This is a genomic window from Gordonia sp. NPDC003425, assembly GCF_053588635.1.
In genome coordinates this window covers 248,870-269,550 of sequence record NZ_JBSFQI010000002.1, presented here as the reverse complement: position 1 = coordinate 269,550, position 20,681 = coordinate 248,870, and the positions used below count along the sequence as shown (strand labels likewise).

Here is a 20,681-nt window from a genome sequence, read left to right as displayed (position 1 = left end):
TCGCTGGTCGAGTAGCGGGCGAGCGGAGCGAGTCCGCGTATTGTCGCTGGTCGAGTGGCGGGCGAGCGGAGCGAGTCCGCGTATCGAGACCTTCAGCGAAACGCGTTCTGACCGGTGAATGCCTGGCCGAGCACGAGTTGATGCATTTCGGGAGTGCCCTCGTAGGTCAGCACCGACTCCAGGTTCACCATATGCCGGATCACCGGATACTCCAGGGAGATCCCGTTGCCGCCCAGAATGGTACGGGCCGTACGGCAGATCTTGATGGCTTCGCGGGTGTTGTTGAGTTTGCCGAAGCTCACCTGATCCGGACGCAGCCCGACCGAATCCTTCAGCCGGCCCAGGTGATAGGCGAGCAGTTGTCCCTTCTGCAGTTCGACGGCCATGTCGGCGATCTTCGCCTGTGTCAGTTGGAAACCGGCGATGGGCCGACCGAACTGGGTGCGCGCTGAGGCGTAGTCGACCGCGGCCTGCCAAGCGGTGCGGGCGGCGCCGATCGATCCCCAGATGATCCCGTAGCGAGCCTCGGTGAGGCTCGACAGCGGGGCCTTGATGCCGTTGCCCTTGTGCAGGTCGGCGTTGCCGGGCATCAGTGCGTCGGCCGGAAGCCGAACGTTGTCCAGCACGATCTCACCGGTGGTCGACGCCCGCAGCGACAGCTTGTGCTTGATTTCCGGGGTGGTCACACCCGGTGTGTCGGTGGGCACGATGAAACCCCGCACACCGTCATCGGTGTGCGCCCACACCACCGCAACATCGGCGATGGGGGAGTTGGTGATCCACATCTTGCGGCCGTCGAGAATCCAGTCGCTGCCGTCGCGTCGGGCCCTGGTCTTCATCGACGCCGGATCCGACCCGGCATCGGGCTCGGTGAGGCCGAAGCATCCGATGGTGGTGCCCTCGGCCATCGACGGCAGCCAGTGGGTCTTCTGTTCCTCGCTGCCGTTGTTGTAGATGGAGAACATGGCCAGCGAGCCCTGCACCGACACCATCGAGCGGATGCCCGAGTCGCAGGCCTCGAGTTCCAGGCTGGCCAGGCCGTAGTGCACCGATGACGAACCGCCGCAACCGTATCCGTCGAGATGCATCCCGAGCACACCGAGCTGCCCGAACTGTTTGAACAGGTCGCGGGCGATCGGGATGCTGCCGGCCTCGAACCAGTCGGCGATGTGCGGGGTGACGTGGTCGCCCAGGAACCCGCGGACGGCATCGCGGACGGCGAGTTCGTCGTCGGAGTAGCCGAGGTCGATGTTGAGGGGGTCGATGGCGGAGAAGGCGGCGGTCGAGGTGGTGGTGCTCATCGGGCGGCTCCCTGGGAGGTGGAGGTGGACAGGTGCTCGGGAGAGGTGAACGCACCGGCGGCCATATCGGCCGCGGCGTTCTGACTGGCCTTGTAGTGCAGCTTCTTTCCGGTGGCCGATACGGGAAGCGAGGTGACGAACCGGTAGGCGCGCGGTCGCTTGAAGTGCGACAGCATCGGATGATCGCGGCAGTAGTCGTCGAGTTCCTCGGCGGTGGCCGGGGCGGCCTCGTCGGTGACGATGTAGGCCACCACGATCTGACCCCACCGTTCGTCGGGGACGCCGACCACCAGCGAGTCGATCACCGACGGGTGTCCGTTGAGGGCTTCCTCGACCTGGACCGGGTGGACGTTCTCGCCGCCGGAGATCAGCATGTCGTCCTTGCGTCCGACGATCGTGACGAACTCCTGGGCGTCCCAGGTCGCCAGATCGCCGATGTGCAGCCAGCTGCCGTGATACTTCGCCTTCTCCTGGTCGGGTGAGTCGAAGTACGCCGCAGCGCATTTGGGTGATCGGATGATCACCTCGCCCACCTCGTCGCCGTCGCGGGCCACCACCTCGTCGGGGTCGGCGAGATGACCGTCGTCGTGCACGCGCACCACACGGACGTCGTCGTCGATGCAGGCGCGTCCGGCGGTACCCGCGTGCTCGGGCAGGTCGGTGGGCCGCAGGAAGGTGTTCCAAAATCCCTCGGTGCTGCCGTAGCCGTTGAAGATCCGCGGGGTCAGCACCTCCTGGTACAGCAGCGCCGCGTCGCGTTCGAGCGGAGCCCCCATCGTGACGATGCCGCGCAGGCTCGACAAGTCGCGGGGGCGTTGCCGCTGCGCTGCCGCGAGCATCGCCAGGTTGGTGGGCGCACCGATCAGGAAGGTGAGACGGTGGAGCTCCACCCAGTCCAGGGTGGTGTCGGCGTCGAAGGTGCGCATCGGTACCAGCGAGGAACCCAGGTAGAACGTGGGATTGGGCCCGGCACAATAGAGTCCGCCGCGGTGGAACCACGGGGTCATGTTGAGCGTGCGGTCCTCGGGCGTCAGCGGGAAGTGCATGATGACGTCGTGCGCGGAGAAGATCTCGATCGCACTGTTCATCGGTACCGCCTTGGGCATGCCGGTGGTGCCCGACGTGTAGAGGCGGGTGGTCTCGTCGAAGATGCCGCGCTCGGTCGACGGAACCGGGGCAGAGGCGTCGGGGAGCTCGTCGAACCGAATGGACGCCGGGTGGTCCACCAGGTCTCCGGTGCCCACCCCCACCAACAATGCCGGGGTGTGATCGGCGCGGGTGATGGCCTCGGTGACCATCGGTGTCAGGTCGGTGTCGTAGACGTAGACCCGCGGCCGGCTGACGTCGAGAATGACGGCGGTCTCGCCCGCTGCGAGGCGGAAGTTGACGGGTGAGCCCACCGCGCCCGCCACCTGGGTGGCCAGGTAGAGCTTGGCGAACTCGGTGCCGTTGAACAGTTGGTAGCCCACCACGTCGCCATCGGCGACGCCGCGCTGCACGAGACCCGCGGCGATGGCGTCCACCGCACGGCCCAGTTCGGCGTAGGTGCATTCGGTTCCGGTGTCGGGATCGATGATCGCGATCGCGTCGGCATACCGGGACACGTTGCGGCGGAAGCCGTTCAGGTAGGTGAACTCGCGGGTGAAGAACTCGCGGTACTGGTGTGCGTCGTAGACGTCACTCATGACACACCTCATCCCGCCATGGTGAGGCCGCCGCTGACGCTGATCACCTGTCCGGTGATGAACGACGCCGCGGGCGAGGCGAAGAACAGGACGGGGGCGGCCACTTCGTCGGGCCGTGCGAGCCGGCGGAACGGAATCGCCTTGACCAGAGCTTCTTTCAGCTTGTCGGGCTGGGCCTGGAACAACGGTGTGTCGGTGGGCCCGGGGCAGACGGCGTTCACGGTGATCTGGTGCCGCGCCATCTCGCGTGCGAGGGACTTGCTCAGTGCGATGACGCCGCCCTTGGCGCCCGCGTAGATGCTCTCGCCGGCGCTGCCCACCCGGCCGGCGTCGGAGGCGAGGTTGATCACCCGGCCGCCCCGCCAGCCGTCGGTCTTGGCGGCCTCCACCATGCCCGGCAGGAATGCGCTGGCCATGTGCACGGGTCCGAGGTAGTTGATCGCGACCACTTTCTCCGCGAATTCGGTGGTGGCGTTGAGGAACTGGTCGGTGCGGTCCCACCCGGCGGCGTTGACCAGGATGTCGGGGACGCCGACCTCGGCGTTCACCGCGTCGCGCAGCGCGTCGACGGTGACGCGGTCGGCGACGTCGACGGCCATCGGCACGATGGCGGGACTCGATTCGGCGGTGCGCTTGGCGGCGTCGAGGTCGAGGTCGGCGGCCACGACGGTGGTGCCCTGCTCGGCGAAGGCGAGGGTGATGGCCTTGCCGATGCCCGATCCGGCGCCGGTGACGACGGCGATGCTGTTGCTGCTCATGGATTCTCCTCGGTGGTCGGGTGCGGGTCGGCTCAGACGCCGACGTACTGGTTGAACTGCGGGGCGCGCTTCTCGGCGAACGCGGTGGCGCCCTCGAGTCCCTCGGGGGAGTGGGTGAACAGGTCGAGAGCGCTCATCGCCATGTTGGAGAGTCCGGCCTGATGATCGGTGTCGGCGTTGAAGCTCTGCTTGAGGAAACGCAGTGTGGTGGGCGACTTCTCGGCGATCTCCGCGGCGATCTTCTTCGCCTCGTCGAGGAGGTTGGCGGCCGGAACCACCCAGTTCACCAGGCCCCATCGCTCGGCGGTCTCCGCGTCGTACTGCCGGCACAGGTACCAGATCTCGCGCGCCCGCTTCTCACCCACGATGCGGGCGAGAAAGGCCGACCCGAAGCCGGCGTCGAACGAGCCGACCTTGGGCCCCGACTGACCGAATCGCGCGGTGTCGGCGGCGATCGTGAGATCGCAGAGCACGTGCAGCACGTGTCCACCGCCGATGGCCAGTCCGTTAACCGCCGCGATCACGGGTTTGGGGATGTCGCGGATGGTCTTGTGCAGGTTGCCGATCTCGAACATGCCGCTCTCGCTGGGTCCGTAGTCGCCGGTCTCGGCGCGCTGCTTGACGTCGCCGCCGGTGCAGAACGCCTTCTCCCCGGCACCGGTGAGGATCACCGCCTGCACGCCGGGATCTGCCCATGCGCGGCGGAAGGCGTTGATCATCTCTTCGACCGTCTTCGCCCGGAACGCGTTGTAGCGGTGCGGCCGGTTCATCGTGATGATCGCGGTCGGTCCCTCGACGGTGTAGTCGATGTCCTCGTAGTCCATGTCGCTGCCTTCCTTGCTCTACTCCGCGACGGTGATCGTCGCCTCATGGTGAATGAACGTACATTCACTGCGGCCGATGTGTCAACGGCCTGGCGCTGACGGTGTCTGAAAGAGCCAGTCTCTGAAAGAGCCGATGTCTTGACAAAGGTAGTACAACTGCTCCGTGCGCATGATCACCAAGCGCGAACTCAACCAGCAGACCGCGGCCGTTCTCGACCAGGTCACCGACACCGAGGATGTCGTGGTGACCGAGCGGGGCAGGCCGCGGTGGCGGCTCAGCGCAGTCGTCGACGGGGAGGCGATGCTGGCCCGGCTCGAACGTGAAGGGCGCTACACGCCAACGGCCGCCGATCCTGCTCCGTGGCCCGAGCGTCCGGGCGGGCCAACGTATACAGCTGCCGAGGTCGATGCGCTTCTCGACGAGATGCGTGGAGATCACTGATCCGTGGCAGCAGCATTGGTGTACCTCGACTCGTCGGTGGCGCTGCGCACGATCCTGGATGTGCCCGATCGTGAGAGGCTGCAATCGTGGATGCAGTCGCCGGGGACGACATTCGTCTCGTCACGGCTGCTGCGCACCGAGGTGATCGGGGTCTTGCGGCGCGACGGCAGGCCGCCCGCGGATGCGACACCGCTGCTCGATCGCGTTGGGTTGCTTGACATCACCCGGACAACGCACGTCGTCGCCGAGTCCATCGAGCGGCACGTCAAGACCCTTGATGCACTGCACCTGTCCACTGCACTGCTGATCGGGGAGCCGGTGACGGTGGCCACACACGACGCGAGGATGAAGAACGTCGCCGAACACCTGGGCTTGCAGGTCACCGATCCCGTTGGGGCGCCTCGGTAGCGGTAGGCGTAAGGCATTTGTGTTCTGTCGCCCATCAGTCGCCGGGCGGGTCGGTGTGCGCCCGTGCGCGGCGGCGTTGGTCGAGATGGATGATGTTGGACTGCAACGTTTTCTGTGCCGGTGTGTCTGATGTTGGGGGTGCCTTGCAACCACGCCACAAGAGGCCACCGACAAAGCTCGTTCTCGCATTTCATCCGGGCCGACGAACGATCACGCCCGCGTTCTCGTCCGAGATGCGCCGGGCTTGTCGTCACGTCATGCCAGGTAGTCTTCGTCGGTCACGTGCTCAAGCCACGTGGTTGTCGAGGCAGGGTCGTCGGTGCAGGTGTCGAGCATTGCCAGGTGCTCCATGAACGAGTCGTTGCTTGCGCCATGCCAATGTTCCTCACCGGGAGGGCAATACACGGTCTGCCCGGGGAGGACGTGGACCTTTTCGCCGCCGCGGGACTGCACCCACGCCACTCCCCGCAAGATGTGCAGGGTCTGACCCAATGCATGGCTATGCCAGGCGGTGCGGGCGCCGGGAGCGAACAGCACCTTGGCGACAACCATCTTCTGGCCCGGATCGCGGGGCGAGGCGATGGGATCGAGCCACACATCTCCGGTGAACTGCTCTGCGGGATTCTTCGTGGTCGGGTGACGCTTGTCGAGGATCATGTCGTGTTCTCCTGGTCGTGGGTAGTGCTGCTGCCGGGAACCAACGCTATTCCCGGGTGCCGCCACGGCGGCGAGCACTCGGGGTGAGTTCGACAGCGCCGTAACTGTTGTCGTCGGGATTGACCGTCACGCCGGGTGCGACGAGTTCGTCGATTCGGTCGAGCACGTCGGTCGAGAGTGTGACGTCCGCAGCCGGCAGGTAGGCGTCGAGTTGCGCCATGGTGCGTGGACCGACGATCGCCGCGGTGACGCCGGGATGATTGAGCACGAACGCAATCGCCAAGTCGATCAACGTGATTCCGCTCTGCTCCGCGAGGTGGGCGAGCTCGTCGACGATGTCGAGCTTGCGCTGGTTCTTCGCCACCGACATGTCGAAACGTGCGCTCGGGCGGGCAGACGAGGTGGGTGCCGACGACGTCCCCTTACGCCATCGTCCCGACAACCATCCACCGGCCAGGGGACTGTAGGTCAGCGTTCCCATGCCGTGGCGACCGACGGCGGGCAACACATCCTCCTCGATGCCGCGGACCAGAATCGAATACGGAGGTTGCTCGGTCACGAACCGGGACAGCCGGTTGTCCGCGGCGACCCACTGGGCCTCCACGATCTGCGAACCCGAGAACGACGACGATCCGATATAGCGCACCTTGCCCTGATGGACCAGGTCGGTGAGCGCGCCCAGGGTTTCGTCGATGTCGGTGTCGGCACTGGGCCGATGCACCTGGTACAGGTCGATGTGGTCGGTGTGCAGGCGCCGCAACGAATCCTCGACGGCCCGCATGATCCACCGGCGAGAGCCTCCACCGTGGTTCGGGTCATCGCCCATGGGCATGAAGAACTTCGTCGCCAGGAACACGTCGTCGCGCCGACCGGCGAGCGCCTTCCCGACAATCTCTTCGGACACCCCCGCGGAGTAGACATCGGCCGTGTCGACGAAGTTGATGCCCGCGTCCAGGGCGGCCCGGATGATGCGAATGGAGTCCTCTTCGTCGTCGTTTCCCCAGGGGCCGAACATCATTGCGCCCAGGCACAGCGGACTGACCTGAACACCGGTACGACCGAGTGGTCGGTATTTCATCGCAAGATCCTCTCTGTTGTCTCTGCTTCAGACGTCGCTGCTCACGGGCGTACGGCCACCTTGAGGGCGTCGCGGGCATCCATCGCCGCGTATGCCTTCGGGGTGTCGGCCAGCGACACCGTCCGGTCGAACACCTCACCAGGCGTGACCGTGCCATCGAGCACGGCGGGAAGGAGGCCATCGATGTAGGCCCGCACCGGTGCCGGGCCGCCGGTGAGCGTGACGTTGGGTCCGAAAAGCGAGCCGAAACCGATTGGCGCGTCGGCGTATTGCGGTACCCCGACGCGGCTGATGACACCTCCGGCACGTACGATGCCAACGGCTTGGTCGTAGGCCGGTCGATGTCCGACGGCCTCTATCACCACGGGGCTGCCCAGGCCTCCGGTGAGTTCGCGGACCCGCGCGATGCCCTCGTCGCCGCGCTCCGCCACGACCTCGGTGGCACCGAACCGCCGGCCCAGGTCGGTCCGGGCTCGGTGCCGGCCCATCAGGATGATGCGCTGCGCACCGAGTTGGCGAGCCGAGAGAACTGCCAGCAGTCCCACGGCCCCGTCGCCGATCACGGTGACCACGCTCCCGGTTGTCACACCGCCGCGCACCGCGGCGTGCCAGCCGGTGCCGTAGACGTCGGAGAGGGTCAGCAGTGAGGCGAGTAGCGCATCGTCGGCGCTCTCGTCCACCGGTACGGGCACCAGCGTTCCGTCGGCGAACGGCACCCGAACGGCCTCGGCCTGCGCACCGGCGGTGCCCAGGGCTGCGTCGTTCCAGAATCCCCCACGCAGACACGACGTCTGCAGGCCTTCGCGGCAGAACTCGCACGTCCCGCACGAGACGGCGAACGGCGCGATGACGAAGTCGCCGACACTCAGCGTGGAGACGTCGGCGCCCACCTCCTCCACCACGCCGATGAACTCGTGGCCCATGGACGCCCCCTCCGGGGTATCGGGCATGCTGTGGAACGGGTGGAGGTCGCTGCCGCACACACAGGCGCGGACCACGCGCACCAGCGCGTCGTTTGGCTGTTCGATGCGGGGATCGGGGACGTCGATGACCCGGACATCACCGGCGCCGTACATGTAGATGGCTTTCATGACTTCAGTTCACCGCAGCCGCGGCCCGAGGGGGAGTCACTGCTGTTCCAGGTACTGGCAGTGCCTCCCGCGCGCCGGGTTCGGTGCCTACCCTGGATTTCATGGTGAGCGCAGACCTTCGCATCCAGATCCGCGAGTTCCTCAGCTCGCGACGGGCGAGGATCACGCCGGATCAGGCGGGATTGCCCGCCTACGGCGGCAACCGCCGCGTCAAGGGACTGCGGCGCGAGGAGGTCGCGCTGCTGGCCGGGGTGTCGGTGGACTATTACGTCCGGATGGAACGGGGAAGTCTGGCAGGCGCATCGGACGGTGTCCTGGCCGCGCTCGCCGACGCGCTGCAACTCGACGACGCCGAACGTGAACACCTGCACGCCCTGGCGCGACAATCGGACTCCGGCTCCCGACGCCGACGTTCACGGACGGCCAACGCGACCATCCGCCCACCGCTGCGGCAACTCCTCGACGCCATCACCGATGCCCCGGCCTGGATCCGGAACGGCCGACACGACATCATTGCCATGAATCAGCTTGCCCGAGCACTCTATTCGCCGATACTTGCCGATCCGCGACGCCCGGCCAACACCACCCGATTCATCTATCTGCACCCAGCCGAGGCAGCAGAGTTCTTCGTCGACTACGACAGAATCGCCGCCGATGCGGCGGCGATGCTGCGTCTGGAGGCCGGACGCGACCCGCACGATCAAGAGCTGATCCAACTCGTCGGCGAGTTGTCCACTCGAAGCGAGGTCTTCCGCCGTCGATGGGCCTCCCAGGACGTCCGGTTCCATCGGAGCGGCCGCAAACGGCTCCGCCACCCCGCCGTCGGGCAACTCGACCTGGACTTCGAGGGCATGGAACTGCCATCGGAACCCGGGCTGCAGCTCAACGTCTACACGGCCGCGGCCGGCACACCCACCGCGGACGGACTCAGACTGCTCGCGTCGTGGGCGGCCAGCGAAGAACACCTCGACACCGAACTGGCCGCGCCCCACCGACCTCGCGGGGCCGCCGACCTGCCCGGGACCCACTGACCGGGACCCACTGACCGGGTCGGCCGATCGGCTGCGTCGGGTCTCGAACAGCCCGTGCGCTCAGTCCAGCCCGCGCTGTGCGGTGCGATCACCCCGCCTTGCCGCGGCGCGCTGGACGAGAAAGATCGTCGTGCCCAGCACACCCACGGCGAGGCCCACCAGGCAGACCGCGAGCGTGCGGTCATCACCCCAGCCGGTGATCCACACGACGATCGTGGCCACCAGCCAGGCCATCATCCCGACCGCGATCACCGGCTCGGGTGCGCGCAGGGCGCGGGGGAGTTGCGGAATGTCGGCTGCGTCGGCCATGGCCTCAGGGTAGCTTTCCGGTGTGCCCAACGATTCGTCGAGTGAGCCCACCAAGCCGGCCACCGAGGCCGACGCCACCGCCCCCGCGTCCGGCTCCGTGGGCGGCGGTGCCCTCGATCGGTTCTTCCGCATCAGCGAGCGCGGCTCCACCGTCGGCCGGGAGTTCCGCGGGGGCCTCGTCACGTTCTTCACGATGGCCTACATCGTGGTGCTCAATCCGATTGTCATCGGCGGCATTCCGGGCGAACCGAAGAACGCCGACGTAGTAGGCAACGTACTTCCGCTCGTACAGGTCGCCGCGGTCACCGCGCTGGTGGCCGGGGTCATGTCGATCATCTTCGGGCTCGTCGCCAACTATCCCTTCGCGATCGCGACCGGTCTGGGCATCAACAGCCTGCTGGCGGTGACCATCGCACCCGAGGTCACCTGGCCCGAGGCGATGGGGCTGGTGGTGATCGACGGCATCATCATCGTGCTACTCGCCGTCACCGGCTTCCGCACAGCCGTTTTCAACGCCGTTCCGGCCGAGCTCAAGGCGGCCATCGCCGCCGGTATCGGATGCTTCATCGCCTTCATCGGCTTCGTCGACGCGGGATTCGTCAAACGCGTTCCCGACGCGGCCGGCACCACCGTGCCCGTCCAGTTGGGCACCGACAATTCCATCACCACGGTCCCCACCCTCATCTTCGTCATCGGGGTGCTCCTGATGGGCGTCCTGGTGGTCCGCAAGGTGCCCGGCGGTCTGCTCATCGGCATCGTGCTCACCACCGTCGCCTCGATCATCTGCGAATCCGTGCTCCACCTCGGCTCGAGCGCCAAGAATCCGAGCGGGTGGTCGCTGTCGGTACCGCAGATGCCCGATTCGCTGGGCGGACTGCCCAATCTCAGTCTGGTCGGCGACGTCGACCTGTTCGGCGCGTTCACCCGGATCGGGGTACTGGCTGCCTCGGTGTTCGTCTTCGCGCTGGTGCTGTCGAACTTCTTCGACGCCATGGGCACCATGACCGGCCTGGGCCGCGAAGCCGGACTTGCCGACGAGAAGGGCAACCTGCCGGGCATCGGCAGGGCGCTGGTGGTGGAGGGGACAGGAGCGATCGCCGGTGGCGTCGCGTCGTCGTCGTCGAACACCGTCTTCGTCGAGTCGGCGTCCGGTATCGCCGAGGGCGCCCGCACCGGCCTGGCCAATGTCGTGACCGGCGTGCTGTTCCTGATCGCGATGTTCCTCACCCCGCTCTACGAGGTGATCCCGTCCGAGGCCGTCTCGCCCGCCCTGGTCATCGTCGGAGCGCTGATGATCTCGCAGGTCCGCACCATCGACTTCATGAAGTTCGAGTACGCCCTGCCCACCTTCCTGACGATCGTCACGATGCCGTTCACCTATTCGATCGCCAACGGCATCGGCGTCGGATTCATCACCTGGGTGGTGATGGCCACCGCCGCGGGCAAGGCGCGATCGGTCCACCCGCTGCTGTGGGGAGTGGCCGCGGTGTTCGTCGCCTACTTCGCACGGGCGCCCATCTCCCACCTGGTGGGTTGATGATCGGGAAGAATCCGGCGCGCGTGTAGTCCGAACGTCCTCATCTCCGAGCAAGACCGCCAATTTATTGCTTCGAGCAAACTACTCTTTATCTGTGACCTCTCCGAGTGACAACGATGGACTCGCCGGCGCCCTGTCGTTGATCGTCGTGCGTCTGTCCCGCCGCCTGCGCCTTCAGCGGAACAATGAGTTGGTGTCGCTGACCCAGCTGTCGGCGTTGTCGACGCTGCATCTCGAGGGTCCGATGACGCCCGGCGGGCTTGCCGCTGCCGAGCGCGTCAAGCCGCCGTCGATGACGCGGGTGATCGCATCGCTGGCAGATCTGGGCATGATCGAGCGCGCCCCGCATCCCACCGATGGTCGTCAGGCGATCGTTACGCTGTCGGAGGAGGGCGAGAAGGTGATCGTCAACGAGCACGCCGCCCGGCGGGCGTGGCTCTCCGACCGCATCGACGCGTTGTCGGCGCATGAGCGGGAGTGTCTCCGCGCCGCGCTACCCGTGCTCGCCAAACTGGTCAACGCACCCGAGACCAGGTAGTCGCCGCGCTCGTCGCTCGCCGGAAAACGGCATCTCCCGCGCCTAGAAGAACGTGCCCGCGAAGGGTGCGAGTTCGGCGGCGAACGCCTGGTCGAGCGCGGTCACGGTGTCTGCGGAATCGGCCCACAGGCGTCCCGCCGCGGCGAAACCGCGTGCGCTCATGCCGCCGAGAAACAGGCTGGACAGAACCGAAATGCTGAGTCGCACTGTGGGTTTCGCCGTCGATGGCGCCACGATGGCGCCGCCCCCGCGGATGGACACGTCGAAGATGCCGTTACGCATGCGGAACCCGTCGGTCACCTCGATCACCACGTCGAGGTCGGCCGCGTAATGACGGGAGCCGAGCGCGGCGGGCACGTCGAGCAGCGTCAGCCACATGTTGTCGCTGCGTCCGGTGACCGACACCGCGCGCAGGTCGGTGAGCTTGGCGGGCAGCGGGTCGTCGACCGGCACCGAGGCACTCAACGTCGGGATCAGGTCGAGGCCGCACAGCACCCGCCACAGTTCGGTGTGCGCCTCGTCGGTCACCGCGACCACCTCGTCCACCTCGGCGCGCACGTCGCCGTCGCTGTCCTTGAGGATGCGGTAGGCGGCGTAGCCGTCGTCGTGCAGGAGATAGTGCAGCCCGCTGCCGGTGGGAGGTCGTTGCGACTCGCGGTCGGCGAGGATCGGCGCCCACCAATCGGCGTCACGACTGAGCGCCCCCGGACGGGTGCGGGTCCACCGTGCGTGGATGTCGGGGACGGCGGCCGCCACCTGATCGGGCGTGGCGAAATACACCGGTGCCGTGTGGGGGTGCGGCTCACGGAACACCGGGCGACCCGGGACGATGCGGGTCGAGTCGGCGAAACAGGCCGGGCCGAAACCGAATCGCTCGTAGATGGTGCCCTCCGAGGCGGTGAGGATCGCGACGGCGTAGTGCTCGGATTCCCACTGCCCGTAGAGATCGGTGATCATCTGCCGCAGGATTCCCCGTCGCCGGTGTGTCGACGCCACCGACACCCACGACAACGCCGCGGCGTCCAACGCGTGGCCACCCGGAACCGACATCTGCATGCGATAGAACATCGACACACCCACCAGCGGCGCCGGCGCGCGCCCGGTGTCACGGACCACGACGACGTCACCGTCGCGCACCTTGGCGCGCAGGTCGGCCCGTTCGTCGTCGGGCAACGGGTTGCGCATGGCGAATGCCCGGGCGTCGGTGACGATGATCTCGTCCCAGTCGGTATCGGTGGCTCGCGACAGCTGCAGCGTGGGGGCTTTGGCAGAGGTGGTCACCCTCTCACCGTGTCACAACCCGAGCTGTCGGGGCATGGCGGTATAGGTGCACCTGGAACTTCACCGATCCGTGCCGACACGAGATCGAGAAGCTCGACGACGAGGGCGGCGACGATGCAGTCCTCGGCTTCTTTGACGCGTTGATCGAGATGTCGGGTACCACGGCGCTTACGGCTCTTCTCGGGTGGAAGTCGGCATCCGACATGCGGACCGAGTCGCGGTCAGCGAGCCAGGGGTCCCGACGGTCCGGTTCACGAGCCCACCACAAGCAGACCAAGCAGATCGAACAGTCGCGGCAGATTGTTGCGCGGTGGGCACGGGAGATGTCCGTCGGATGTCGTAAGCTGCGTCGATAGACGATTCGTTGCAGAGTGTGCAACAGTCGGGGTTGCGGGCAGTCGGGGTTGCGGGCAGTCGGGGTTGTGGCAGTCGAGGAGGTTCCGGTGGGTGGACGTCGCACACTGGCGAAGCAGAGTGCCCGCAACGAGTTCGCGTTCAAACGCGCGCTCGTCGAGGCACGTAACGAGGCAGGGCTCAGCCAGACCGATCTCGCACGCCGCATGGACGTCAACCGCAGCACGATCAGTCGCTTCGAGAAGATCGACAGCGACCCCCGTCTGTCCGAGATTGTCGAGTACGCGATGCACGTCGGCCGTGTGGTCGAGATGAGGCTGCAGGGATCGACCCCGATCGCCGATCACGATGGCAACGATCTCGCGTTGGCCGGCCTGAACGAGCAGGTGTTCGTCGCGAGCGTATTGGCCGACGCGGCCGCGGCAACATACCGCCTTGGGCTACCAGCGTCGGAGCAGGTCATCGGGCTGATGCACGGTTTCCTCGACGCGGTCGAGCGCACCCGGGACGAGGTCGGCGCGCGCGCTGCCGTAGCGCCGTCGACCGGCGTCGTCCGGTACCTGCTGAACGCATGGAGGGCATTGAGCGAGAACTACGTTGCCGTTACACGTCAGTCTGCGGCCGCGCTCGACCCGGACCCCTACGCAACATCGGTCGCACTCGTCGACGCGCTGGCGATTGTCGAACAGCTGCGTCATGCCCGGATCTCCGACCCGGATCTGGGAGCTCGCACGGCCGCCTTGCTGAGGGCATGCGACGCCGCTGCGGCGACGCTGCGTAAACGGTCTGCGATCCGGCAGACCAGCGACGACTACATTCTGGCGATCCGACGCAGTGACTTGGCGGTGCGTGAACTCGATCCGGACAACCCGGCGTCTTTGCGCGCATTCGCCACGGCCGTCGACGACTATGCCGGCGCGTCGGAGCGACTCGTCGAGTTCGCCGAAAACGCCATCGCCGCGCTGCCCGACGACGGAACGTTCTTCGAGATGACCTTCGACCAACTCGAGTCGACCGAGTCGCATCATGCCGAGTGGATGGAGTTCCTCACCCCGTTGGCGCAGCACCTTCCAGCGGTCGCCGACGAGATCAACGCCGTGCTCGCCGCGACGATCCAGAGATCCAGAAGTCTGCGTCGACGTATCGCGAGGGAGCGGCTGACCACGAGAACGGTGGGCGTCTTCTGGGAGGACGTGACGCGCTTCGATCCCGCCGAACTTCGGGTCGTCGAATCGGTGGAGGCGTCCGCGTGAGCAGTCGCGTCGCTTTGGCACACTGATCGACGTGTCCGATCCCATCTCCGTTCCGCCGCTAGCGGTGCAGGTCATCGACATCGACGATGCCGACGACCCGCGGGTCGACGACTTTCGCGACCTCAACTCGGTGGACCGGCGCCCCGATCTGCCGGCCTTACCCGGCGGTCGCAAGGGCAAGGGCCTGGTGATCGCCGAGGGTGTGCTGGTGGCGCAGCGGATGGTCGCATCCCGATTCACCCCGCACGCCTTCCTCGGCGTCGACAAACGGCTCGCCGAACTGTCCGCGGACCTCGCCGCGCCCGCATTGTCCGGGGTGCCGTTCTTCCGGACCACGGCCGAGGTGATGGCCGACATCGTCGGCTTCCACCTGAATAGGGGAGTGCTCGCCGACGCACGCAGGCCCGCGCCCCTCGACGCGGATGAGGTCCTGGCCGCAGCCACAACCATCGCGGTGCTCGAAGGCGTCAACGATCACGAGAACATCGGCAGCATCTTCCGCAACGCGGCCGGTCTCGGCGTCGACGCGGTGCTGTTCGGCGCCGGTTGCGCCGACCCGCTCTACCGCCGATGCGTGCGCGTCTCGATGGGTCACGCCCTGCTGGTGCCCTTCGCGAAGTTCGACGATTGGCCCCGCGATCTCGGCATGCTCACCGACCACGGGTTCACGTCGGTGGCGCTCACCCCTCGGCCCGATGCGGTGGCGCTGGCCGACGCGGTGGCCGCACCGCGAATCGCGTTCCTGGTGGGCGCCGAGGGGCCCGGTTTGAGCAACACGGTGATCCGCAGGGCCGATGTGGCCGCGCGGATACCGATGAGCCGCGGCACCGATTCGCTCAATGTGGCGACCGCGGCCGCGATCGCCTTCTATGAGCGGGTGCGGTCGGGCACGATGAACGGGTGAGCGCACTCGACGTCGAGCCGGGACACGGCGAACCGACGCCATGGGCCACCGGCCTCACGGTGGGCACCTTCTGCGCGCTGTTCGGCGCGCTGCTCCTCGTCGGCCTCTACTCGCTCATCGCCGCGATGATCCCGCAGCCGACGTTGGCCCGATGGGTGGGAGTGGCGGCGGCGCTGTTCGTCGCGGGCGGCCTCGGGTGGACTTTGTGGGCGATGCGGGACCGGCCGGTGTGGCGCTGGATCGTCTGGGGTGCCCTGATCGGATTCCTCGCCGGCGTCGGTTCCTCGGTGGCGTTGCTCGCGCTGGGACGATGACGTCCGGTTCGAGTCAGTTCTTGCCGAAACCGAAGTAGCGCGCGATACGTCCCAGACCGTGCGCCTCCGTGTCGGCGCCGCCGTCGACCTGCCCTTCGATCTGTCCGTGGGCCGAGGGCGCCTCCTCACGCGCCCGTGCGGACTCGGTCGCGGAGTGGTAGCGCTCGGTGTCGGCGGCGGTGGGCTCATAGTCGGCCGGGTGGATGCTGAAGCCGGTCACCGGTATCAGCGCGGGGTCGAGATCGGTGGGCGCCAGCGGCCGGGTGAAGCGGAAACCCAGCCACTGCCTATTGGATTCCTCGGCGAGTTGCTGCGGGTGGAATGGTAGGGCCAGCGGATCCGGTGCCACGCCGGGCGCATAGCGCAGCGGATGTTCCCCCGCCCAGAAGGGACGTTCGAACGGGAACGGCAGCCCCTCGTCCTCGATGATGTCCACCGGGTCGGCCGCGAAAGCCCGCTGCAGCGTGCCGTTCTCCCATCGGGCGAACGCCCCCGTCGCCGAGGTGGGATCGGTGTGCAGCAACGTGGCCGTCGCCGACTCCGGGATCGCGGCGCGCTCGCGGAGCGAGTCGACGGTGCGCGTCAGCGTGGACGGCCGTGACGTGGCGAACAGCGAGCAGGACAGCACGCTCAGCCGGCCGTAATAGCCTGCGTACACGTGGCTGTCGGCGGATTCGGCCGCCGCTGCCAGGGTGGTGTCGACCGAGGGGAGCAGGACGCTGTCGCCGTAGATGGCCGCGGCCAGGCGGTGTGCGGCGGTGACGTCGTTGGCCACGCCGGCGCGCAGTAGCCCCGCGGCGTCGTCGGTGTCGATGAACCAGAGTGTGACCGCTCGTGCTGACATCAGACCCGCGGCTCAGCTGTTGCCATTGCTGCGGACACCGAGCAGAACGTCTTCCCACGCCGGAACCGCCGGCTTGCGCGATTTGCGGCGCCGATGAGCCGCCGGGGTGGCGGGGTCGTTGTGCGTCGAGGGGTCGTTGTGAGTCGAGGGATCCGCGAGGTCCGGGGTCGGCGACCCGGAGTCGTCGGCCAGTGTGTGCTCGCCCTGGTTCGCCTCGCCGGGACCGGCGGGCTCCTCTGCGCCGGGTTCGGCCGGAACGTCGAGGTCGGCGTCGAAGTCGAGCGTGTAGGCGTCGTGGTCGGCGCGACCGATGTGGCGGGTGCGCTGGGCGCCGATCAGTGCGTCGGCATCCAGGGTCACCTCCTCCCGGCCGTCGGTGTCCACCTCGACCGCGGGCACGATCGGCGGAGTACTCACCGGGGTGAGACGGCGACGGGGCTCGATCAGATCGGGGTGGGTCAGCTCCTCGGCGAGATCGTCGAGCGGGTCGGCGGTACCGCCGTGCGAACCGGGCTGGAAACGCCAGTGTGCGTGGTGGTCGGTGTGGCCGAGCTGCCAGTTGACCTGGACCACCCAGAAACCGTCCTCGCCCTTCCACGCGTCCCAGTCGGCCTCCGATGGGTTGTAGCCGTAGGCAACGAGGCTCTCGGTGACCACGTCTCCGAGGTTCGACGCCGACGGCCCGTCATGCCGGATGGGGTGGGCCAGCGCCGCGAGCTCGGTGGCACGGGTGCGTTCGAGGAGAACCGGGTGGGCGAATCGTTCGATCTTCTCCACCGGAACCCCGGCGACTGCCGCGACCTCCGCGACGCTGGCACCGGCCCGGATGCGGGCCTGGATCTCACGGGGACGCAGGGAGGAGTCCATTTCGATCTCGATCTGTCCGAGGCGGGAGAGGTCACCGCGCGCGGCCGCACGCAGCCGTTCGTCGGCGTCGAGCGAGAAACGCTCACCGGACTCGGTGTCCTGGCAGATGACATGCGTTCCGTCGACGTCTACGCCGACGACTCGAAGCTCACGCATCTGCTCCTCCTCCGGTGACGATGGGTGCGGGCATTGGGGTCAGGTTAGACCACCGATACCGGCGCAGCCGTCGGGACACGCGGCAAATCCGCAGGTCGACAAGGCTGGGGCCCTCGGGGTTGATGATACGGAAGGCGCGGGGGTGGCGCGTGTGACTGTTGGTGTGATTTCGGGGGTTGAGGGCGAAAGGAGACCGGGTGGAACCCTCAGAGCCGCTCGACGACGAAATCGATGCACTGGGTGAGCTTGGTGACGTCCTCGGGATCGATGGCCGGGAACATGCCCACGCGCAGCTGATTGCGGCCGAGCTTGCGATAGGGCTCGGTGTCCACGACGCCGTTGGCGCGCAACGTCTTCGCGACGGCCGCCGCGTCGACGTCATCGGTGAAGTCGATCGTGCCCACCACCTGGCTGCGTAGCGCGGGGTCGACGACGAACGGCGTCGCGAACTCGCTGGCCTGCGCCCAGGAGTACAGGCGCGAGCTGGAGTCGGCGGTGCGCGAGACGCACCAGTCCAGCCCGCCGTTGCCGAGCATCCACTGGATCTGGTTGTCCAGCAGCAGCAGTGTGGCGAGTGCGGGCGTGTTGTAGGTCTGGTTCTTCGCGCTGTTGTCCACCGCGGTCGGCAGCGAGAGGAACTCCGGGCACCAGCGGTCGGAGTGGGCGATCTGATCGGTGCGCTCGAGTGCGGCCGGGCTCATCAGCGCGATCCACAGACCGCCGTCGGAGGCGAAGCACTTCTGCGGGGCGAAGTAGTAGACGTCGGCGTCGGCCACCGACACCGGCAGCCCGCCCGCACCCGAGGTGGCGTCGATGGCCACCAGTGCGTCGTCGGAGCCCGCGGGGCGGGTCACCGGGACGGCGACACCCGTCGAGGTCTCGTTGTGGGCCCAGCCGATGAGGTCGACGCCGCCGAAGTCGTCGGCGGTCAGGGCGGTCGGATCGGGTGCGGTGCCCGGGTCGGTGGCGATCACCGACGGGGCGTCGAGGAACGGGGCCTTCTTCGCGACCGTCGCGAACTTCGACGAGAACTCGCCGTACGTGAGGTGCAGCGAGCGCTGCTTGATCAGGCCGAATGCGGCGGCGTCCCAGAACGCGGTGGTGCCGCCATTGGACAGCACCACCTGATACCCGTCGGGCAGCGAGAACAGGTCGGCGAGCCCGGCGCGGATGGAGCCGACGACGTTCTTGACCGGTGCCTGGCGGTGGCTGGTCCCGAACACCGACGCCCCGGTGTCGACCAGGGACTGCAACTGCTCGGGACGCACCTTGGACGGTCCGCAGCCGAAGCGCCCGTCGGTGGGCAGCAGGTCGGCGGGGATGGTGATCGGTGCGGTGGCGGTGTCGCTCATGGCCGCAAGTCTAAGGATGTGGCCGCCGCCACTGCGTTCCGGCCCCGGGCTCTTGTGGCTCGCTGAACGGGCGTTTAGAGTGCTGAACATGCGTTCAGCGCACCAGCGGCCGCTCCCTGCCGACGACCTCACGACGCGAGCCCGCATCCGCGACGCGGCCGTCCTCGTCTTCGCCCGGGACGGTTTCGGGGCGACCGTGCGTGCCGTGGCCGCCGCCGCCGGGGTGAGTCCGGGCCTGGTGATACATCACTTCGGCAGCAAGGCCGGGCTTCGCGCGGCCTGCGACGAGCACGTGCTGCGGGTGACCCGGGACGCCAACCGCGACGCGGTGGCCCCGCCCGCCCCCGCGTCGCCGATCGAGCGGATTCTCGCGCAGATGGACGATCTGGGGTCCGGCGCCGAACGGCTCCTCTACCTGCTGCGCAGCCTGCAGGACTCCGGACCGGCGACGCGCGACCTGCTCGATCATCTGGTTGCCGACGCCGAGGTCACCCTGCGGTCGGGAGTGGCGGCCGGCACCGTCGTACCGTCGCGCGACGAGGCGGCGCGCGCACGGTTCCTGGTGGCACAGTCGCTGGGCACGATGCTGGTGGACCTCGTGATGCACCCGCCCGCCGAATGGTCCGACGCCGGCGCCGTCGTCGGAGGCCACGTGGCCCGAATGCTGGTTCCCGCAACCGAATACGCGGTCCACGGGGTGATGGCCGACGAATCGCTACTCGACGCGGTGCTGGCCTGGCGCGAGGAACACGGTGAAGCCCATGCGTGAACTATCCGAAAGCAACTCGCGCGCAGACGATCTCGTCATCGACGTCTCCGGCCTCACCAAGCACTTCGGCAGCTTTCGCGCACTCGACGGCCTCGACCTGTCCGTGCGGCCCGGCGAAGTCGCCGGCTTCCTCGGTCCCAACGGGGCGGGAAAGTCAACGACGATCCGAGTGCTGCTCGGCATGTACCGCTACGACGCCGGACGTGTGCGCGTGTTCGGTGCCGATCCGCTCGCCGACGCGGTGGCGATCCACACCCGGCTGGCCTACGTTCCCGGTGACGTGAACCTGTGGCCGCAGCTCACCGGGGGCGAATGCATCGACCTGCTCCTCGGACTGCGTGGGGTGCGTGCCCAGGGGCTGCGCGGCAAGAACGAACTGATCGACCGCTTCGAACTCGATCCGACGAAGAAGGCGTCGACCTACTCCAAGGGAAACCGGCAGAAGATCGCCCTGATCGCGGCACTGGCGGTCGAGACCGAGTTGCTCGTCCTCGACGAGCCCACGTCCGGGCTCGATCCGCTGATGACCCACGAGTTCACCGAATGTGTGCGGGAGCGGGCCGCGGACGGGTCGGCGGTGCTGATGTCGAGTCACCTGCTCGCCGAGGTCGAGCAGCTCTGCGACACGGTCACGATCATCCGCGACGGACGAACCGTGGAGTCCGGAACGCTGGCCCACCTGCGGCACCTGCGCCGATCCCGGGTGCGGGCCACGGTTGCCGACGACGCGTCGGATCTCGCGACCCTCGACGGCGTGCACGACTTCAGCTACGACGACGGCGAGGTCACCTTCACCGTGGAGGACTCCGGATTGTCGGCGGTCACCCGGACACTGGCCACCCACGACGTGCGTTCGCTCGCGGTGACGCCGCCGAGCCTCGAGGAAATGTTCCTGCACGCGTACGGCACGAACACCGATCGGTGACGA

The 20,681-nt window shown here is 67.6% G+C and carries 22 protein-coding genes; 10 read left to right on the top strand and 12 right to left on the bottom strand.

The window, feature by feature from the left end; all coding sequences use genetic code 11:
- Positions 1–92: 92 nt before the first annotated feature.
- From ACWDTD_RS03760 to ACWDTD_RS03745, 4 genes are read right to left on the bottom strand one after another with little or no spacing between them, the layout of a single operon-like run.
- Complete coding sequence (locus ACWDTD_RS03760) at positions 93–1,301, bottom strand: acyl-CoA dehydrogenase family protein (RefSeq protein WP_449745718.1); 1,209 nt, start codon at positions 1,299–1,301, stop codon at positions 93–95.
- Positions 1,298–2,986: a class I adenylate-forming enzyme family protein gene (locus ACWDTD_RS03755; protein WP_449745717.1), complete on the bottom strand. Its 1,689-nt coding sequence runs from the start codon at positions 2,984–2,986 to the stop codon at positions 1,298–1,300. The genes ACWDTD_RS03760 and ACWDTD_RS03755 overlap by 4 nt, the downstream gene beginning before the upstream one ends.
- 8 nt (positions 2,987–2,994) lie before the next feature.
- A complete protein-coding gene (locus ACWDTD_RS03750) occupies positions 2,995–3,744 on the bottom strand; it encodes an SDR family NAD(P)-dependent oxidoreductase (RefSeq protein ID WP_449745716.1) in 750 nt (249 codons plus the stop codon).
- Between the two features lie 32 nt (positions 3,745–3,776).
- Complete coding sequence (locus ACWDTD_RS03745; RefSeq protein WP_449745715.1) at positions 3,777–4,568, bottom strand: enoyl-CoA hydratase-related protein; 792 nt, start codon at positions 4,566–4,568, stop codon at positions 3,777–3,779.
- A 169-nt stretch (positions 4,569–4,737) separates the two neighbouring features.
- On the opposite strand from ACWDTD_RS03745, the gene ACWDTD_RS03740 reads away from it, so the two are divergent.
- Positions 4,738–5,010, top strand: a complete 273-nt coding sequence (locus tag ACWDTD_RS03740) for a type II toxin-antitoxin system Phd/YefM family antitoxin (protein ID WP_449745929.1) — start codon at positions 4,738–4,740, stop codon at positions 5,008–5,010.
- A gap of 3 nt (positions 5,011–5,013) precedes the next feature.
- Positions 5,014–5,418 carry a type II toxin-antitoxin system VapC family toxin gene (locus tag ACWDTD_RS03735; protein ID WP_449745714.1) on the top strand — a complete coding sequence of 135 codons (405 nt, stop codon included), beginning with the start codon at positions 5,014–5,016 and terminating at the stop codon, positions 5,416–5,418.
- A 255-nt stretch (positions 5,419–5,673) separates the two neighbouring features.
- Here the strand turns inward: ACWDTD_RS03735 and ACWDTD_RS03730 are convergent, their stop codons facing one another.
- Genes ACWDTD_RS03730 through ACWDTD_RS03720 form a run of 3 tightly spaced genes read right to left on the bottom strand, consistent with a single transcriptional unit; the run spans position 5,674 to position 8,244 of the window.
- Positions 5,674–6,075, bottom strand: a complete 402-nt coding sequence (locus ACWDTD_RS03730; RefSeq protein WP_449745713.1) for a (R)-mandelonitrile lyase — start codon at positions 6,073–6,075, stop codon at positions 5,674–5,676.
- Between the two features lie 46 nt (positions 6,076–6,121).
- A complete protein-coding gene (locus ACWDTD_RS03725) occupies positions 6,122–7,153 on the bottom strand; it encodes an aldo/keto reductase (RefSeq protein WP_449745712.1) in 1,032 nt (343 codons plus the stop codon).
- Between the two features lie 41 nt (positions 7,154–7,194).
- The gene (locus ACWDTD_RS03720; RefSeq protein ID WP_449745711.1) at positions 7,195–8,244 is read right to left on the bottom strand and encodes an alcohol dehydrogenase catalytic domain-containing protein; all 1,050 of its coding nucleotides are present in this window, start codon (positions 8,242–8,244) and stop codon (positions 7,195–7,197) included.
- A 101-nt stretch (positions 8,245–8,345) separates the two neighbouring features.
- Here ACWDTD_RS03720 and ACWDTD_RS03715 point away from each other — a divergent pair, with 101 nt between their 5' ends.
- Positions 8,346–9,275, top strand: a complete 930-nt coding sequence (locus tag ACWDTD_RS03715) for an MmyB family transcriptional regulator (protein WP_449745710.1) — start codon at positions 8,346–8,348, stop codon at positions 9,273–9,275.
- 60 nt (positions 9,276–9,335) lie between these two features.
- Here ACWDTD_RS03715 and ACWDTD_RS03710 read toward each other — a convergent pair whose 3' ends face one another.
- Positions 9,336–9,584, bottom strand: coding sequence for a DUF2530 domain-containing protein (locus ACWDTD_RS03710; protein ID WP_449745709.1), 249 nt, complete (start codon positions 9,582–9,584; stop codon positions 9,336–9,338).
- A 22-nt stretch (positions 9,585–9,606) separates the two neighbouring features.
- Here ACWDTD_RS03710 and ACWDTD_RS03705 point away from each other — a divergent pair, with 22 nt between their 5' ends.
- Positions 9,607–11,121, top strand: a complete 1,515-nt coding sequence (locus tag ACWDTD_RS03705; protein WP_449745708.1) for an NCS2 family permease — start codon at positions 9,607–9,609, stop codon at positions 11,119–11,121.
- A 94-nt stretch (positions 11,122–11,215) separates the two neighbouring features.
- Positions 11,216–11,659, top strand: coding sequence for a MarR family winged helix-turn-helix transcriptional regulator (locus ACWDTD_RS03700; protein WP_449745707.1), 444 nt, complete (start codon positions 11,216–11,218; stop codon positions 11,657–11,659).
- Between the two features lie 42 nt (positions 11,660–11,701).
- Here ACWDTD_RS03700 and ACWDTD_RS03695 read toward each other — a convergent pair whose 3' ends face one another.
- Complete coding sequence (locus ACWDTD_RS03695; RefSeq protein ID WP_449745706.1) at positions 11,702–12,940, bottom strand: GNAT family N-acetyltransferase; 1,239 nt, start codon at positions 12,938–12,940, stop codon at positions 11,702–11,704.
- Positions 12,941–13,383: 443 nt separating this feature from the next.
- On the opposite strand from ACWDTD_RS03695, the gene ACWDTD_RS03690 reads away from it, so the two are divergent.
- From ACWDTD_RS03690 to ACWDTD_RS03680, 3 genes are read left to right on the top strand one after another with little or no spacing between them, the layout of a single operon-like run.
- Entirely contained in the window at positions 13,384–14,547 is a 1,164-nt protein-coding gene (locus ACWDTD_RS03690) for a helix-turn-helix domain-containing protein (RefSeq protein WP_449745705.1), read from the top strand.
- A gap of 31 nt (positions 14,548–14,578) precedes the next feature.
- The gene (locus ACWDTD_RS03685; protein ID WP_449745704.1) at positions 14,579–15,451 is read left to right on the top strand and encodes a TrmH family RNA methyltransferase; all 873 of its coding nucleotides are present in this window, start codon (positions 14,579–14,581) and stop codon (positions 15,449–15,451) included.
- Positions 15,448–15,765: a DUF2537 domain-containing protein gene (locus ACWDTD_RS03680; RefSeq protein ID WP_449745703.1), complete on the top strand. Its 318-nt coding sequence runs from the start codon at positions 15,448–15,450 to the stop codon at positions 15,763–15,765. Before ACWDTD_RS03685 ends, ACWDTD_RS03680 begins: the two co-directional genes overlap by 4 nt.
- Positions 15,766–15,778: 13 nt before the next feature.
- Here the strand turns inward: ACWDTD_RS03680 and ACWDTD_RS03675 are convergent, their stop codons facing one another.
- The 3 genes from ACWDTD_RS03675 to serC all read right to left on the bottom strand — a co-directional run bounded on the left by ACWDTD_RS03675 (position 15,779) and on the right by serC (position 18,984).
- The gene (locus ACWDTD_RS03675; RefSeq protein WP_449745702.1) at positions 15,779–16,609 is read right to left on the bottom strand and encodes a DUF6928 family protein; all 831 of its coding nucleotides are present in this window, start codon (positions 16,607–16,609) and stop codon (positions 15,779–15,781) included.
- A 12-nt stretch (positions 16,610–16,621) separates the two neighbouring features.
- Positions 16,622–17,632 (bottom strand): septation protein SepH, encoded by a 1,011-nt coding sequence (gene sepH, locus ACWDTD_RS03670; protein ID WP_449745701.1) that lies wholly within the window; start codon positions 17,630–17,632, stop codon positions 16,622–16,624.
- A gap of 206 nt (positions 17,633–17,838) precedes the next feature.
- The gene (serC, locus tag ACWDTD_RS03665) at positions 17,839–18,984 is read right to left on the bottom strand and encodes a phosphoserine transaminase (RefSeq protein ID WP_449745700.1); all 1,146 of its coding nucleotides are present in this window, start codon (positions 18,982–18,984) and stop codon (positions 17,839–17,841) included.
- 88 nt (positions 18,985–19,072) lie between these two features.
- Between serC and ACWDTD_RS03660 the strand changes: the two genes are divergently transcribed.
- Together ACWDTD_RS03660 and ACWDTD_RS03655 are read left to right on the top strand one after the other, a co-directional pair.
- Positions 19,073–19,753 carry a TetR family transcriptional regulator gene (locus ACWDTD_RS03660; protein ID WP_449745699.1) on the top strand — a complete coding sequence of 227 codons (681 nt, stop codon included), beginning with the start codon at positions 19,073–19,075 and terminating at the stop codon, positions 19,751–19,753.
- Positions 19,746–20,678: an ABC transporter ATP-binding protein gene (locus ACWDTD_RS03655; RefSeq protein WP_449745698.1), complete on the top strand. Its 933-nt coding sequence runs from the start codon at positions 19,746–19,748 to the stop codon at positions 20,676–20,678. Before ACWDTD_RS03660 ends, ACWDTD_RS03655 begins: the two co-directional genes overlap by 8 nt.
- Positions 20,679–20,681: the final 3 nt, after the last annotated feature.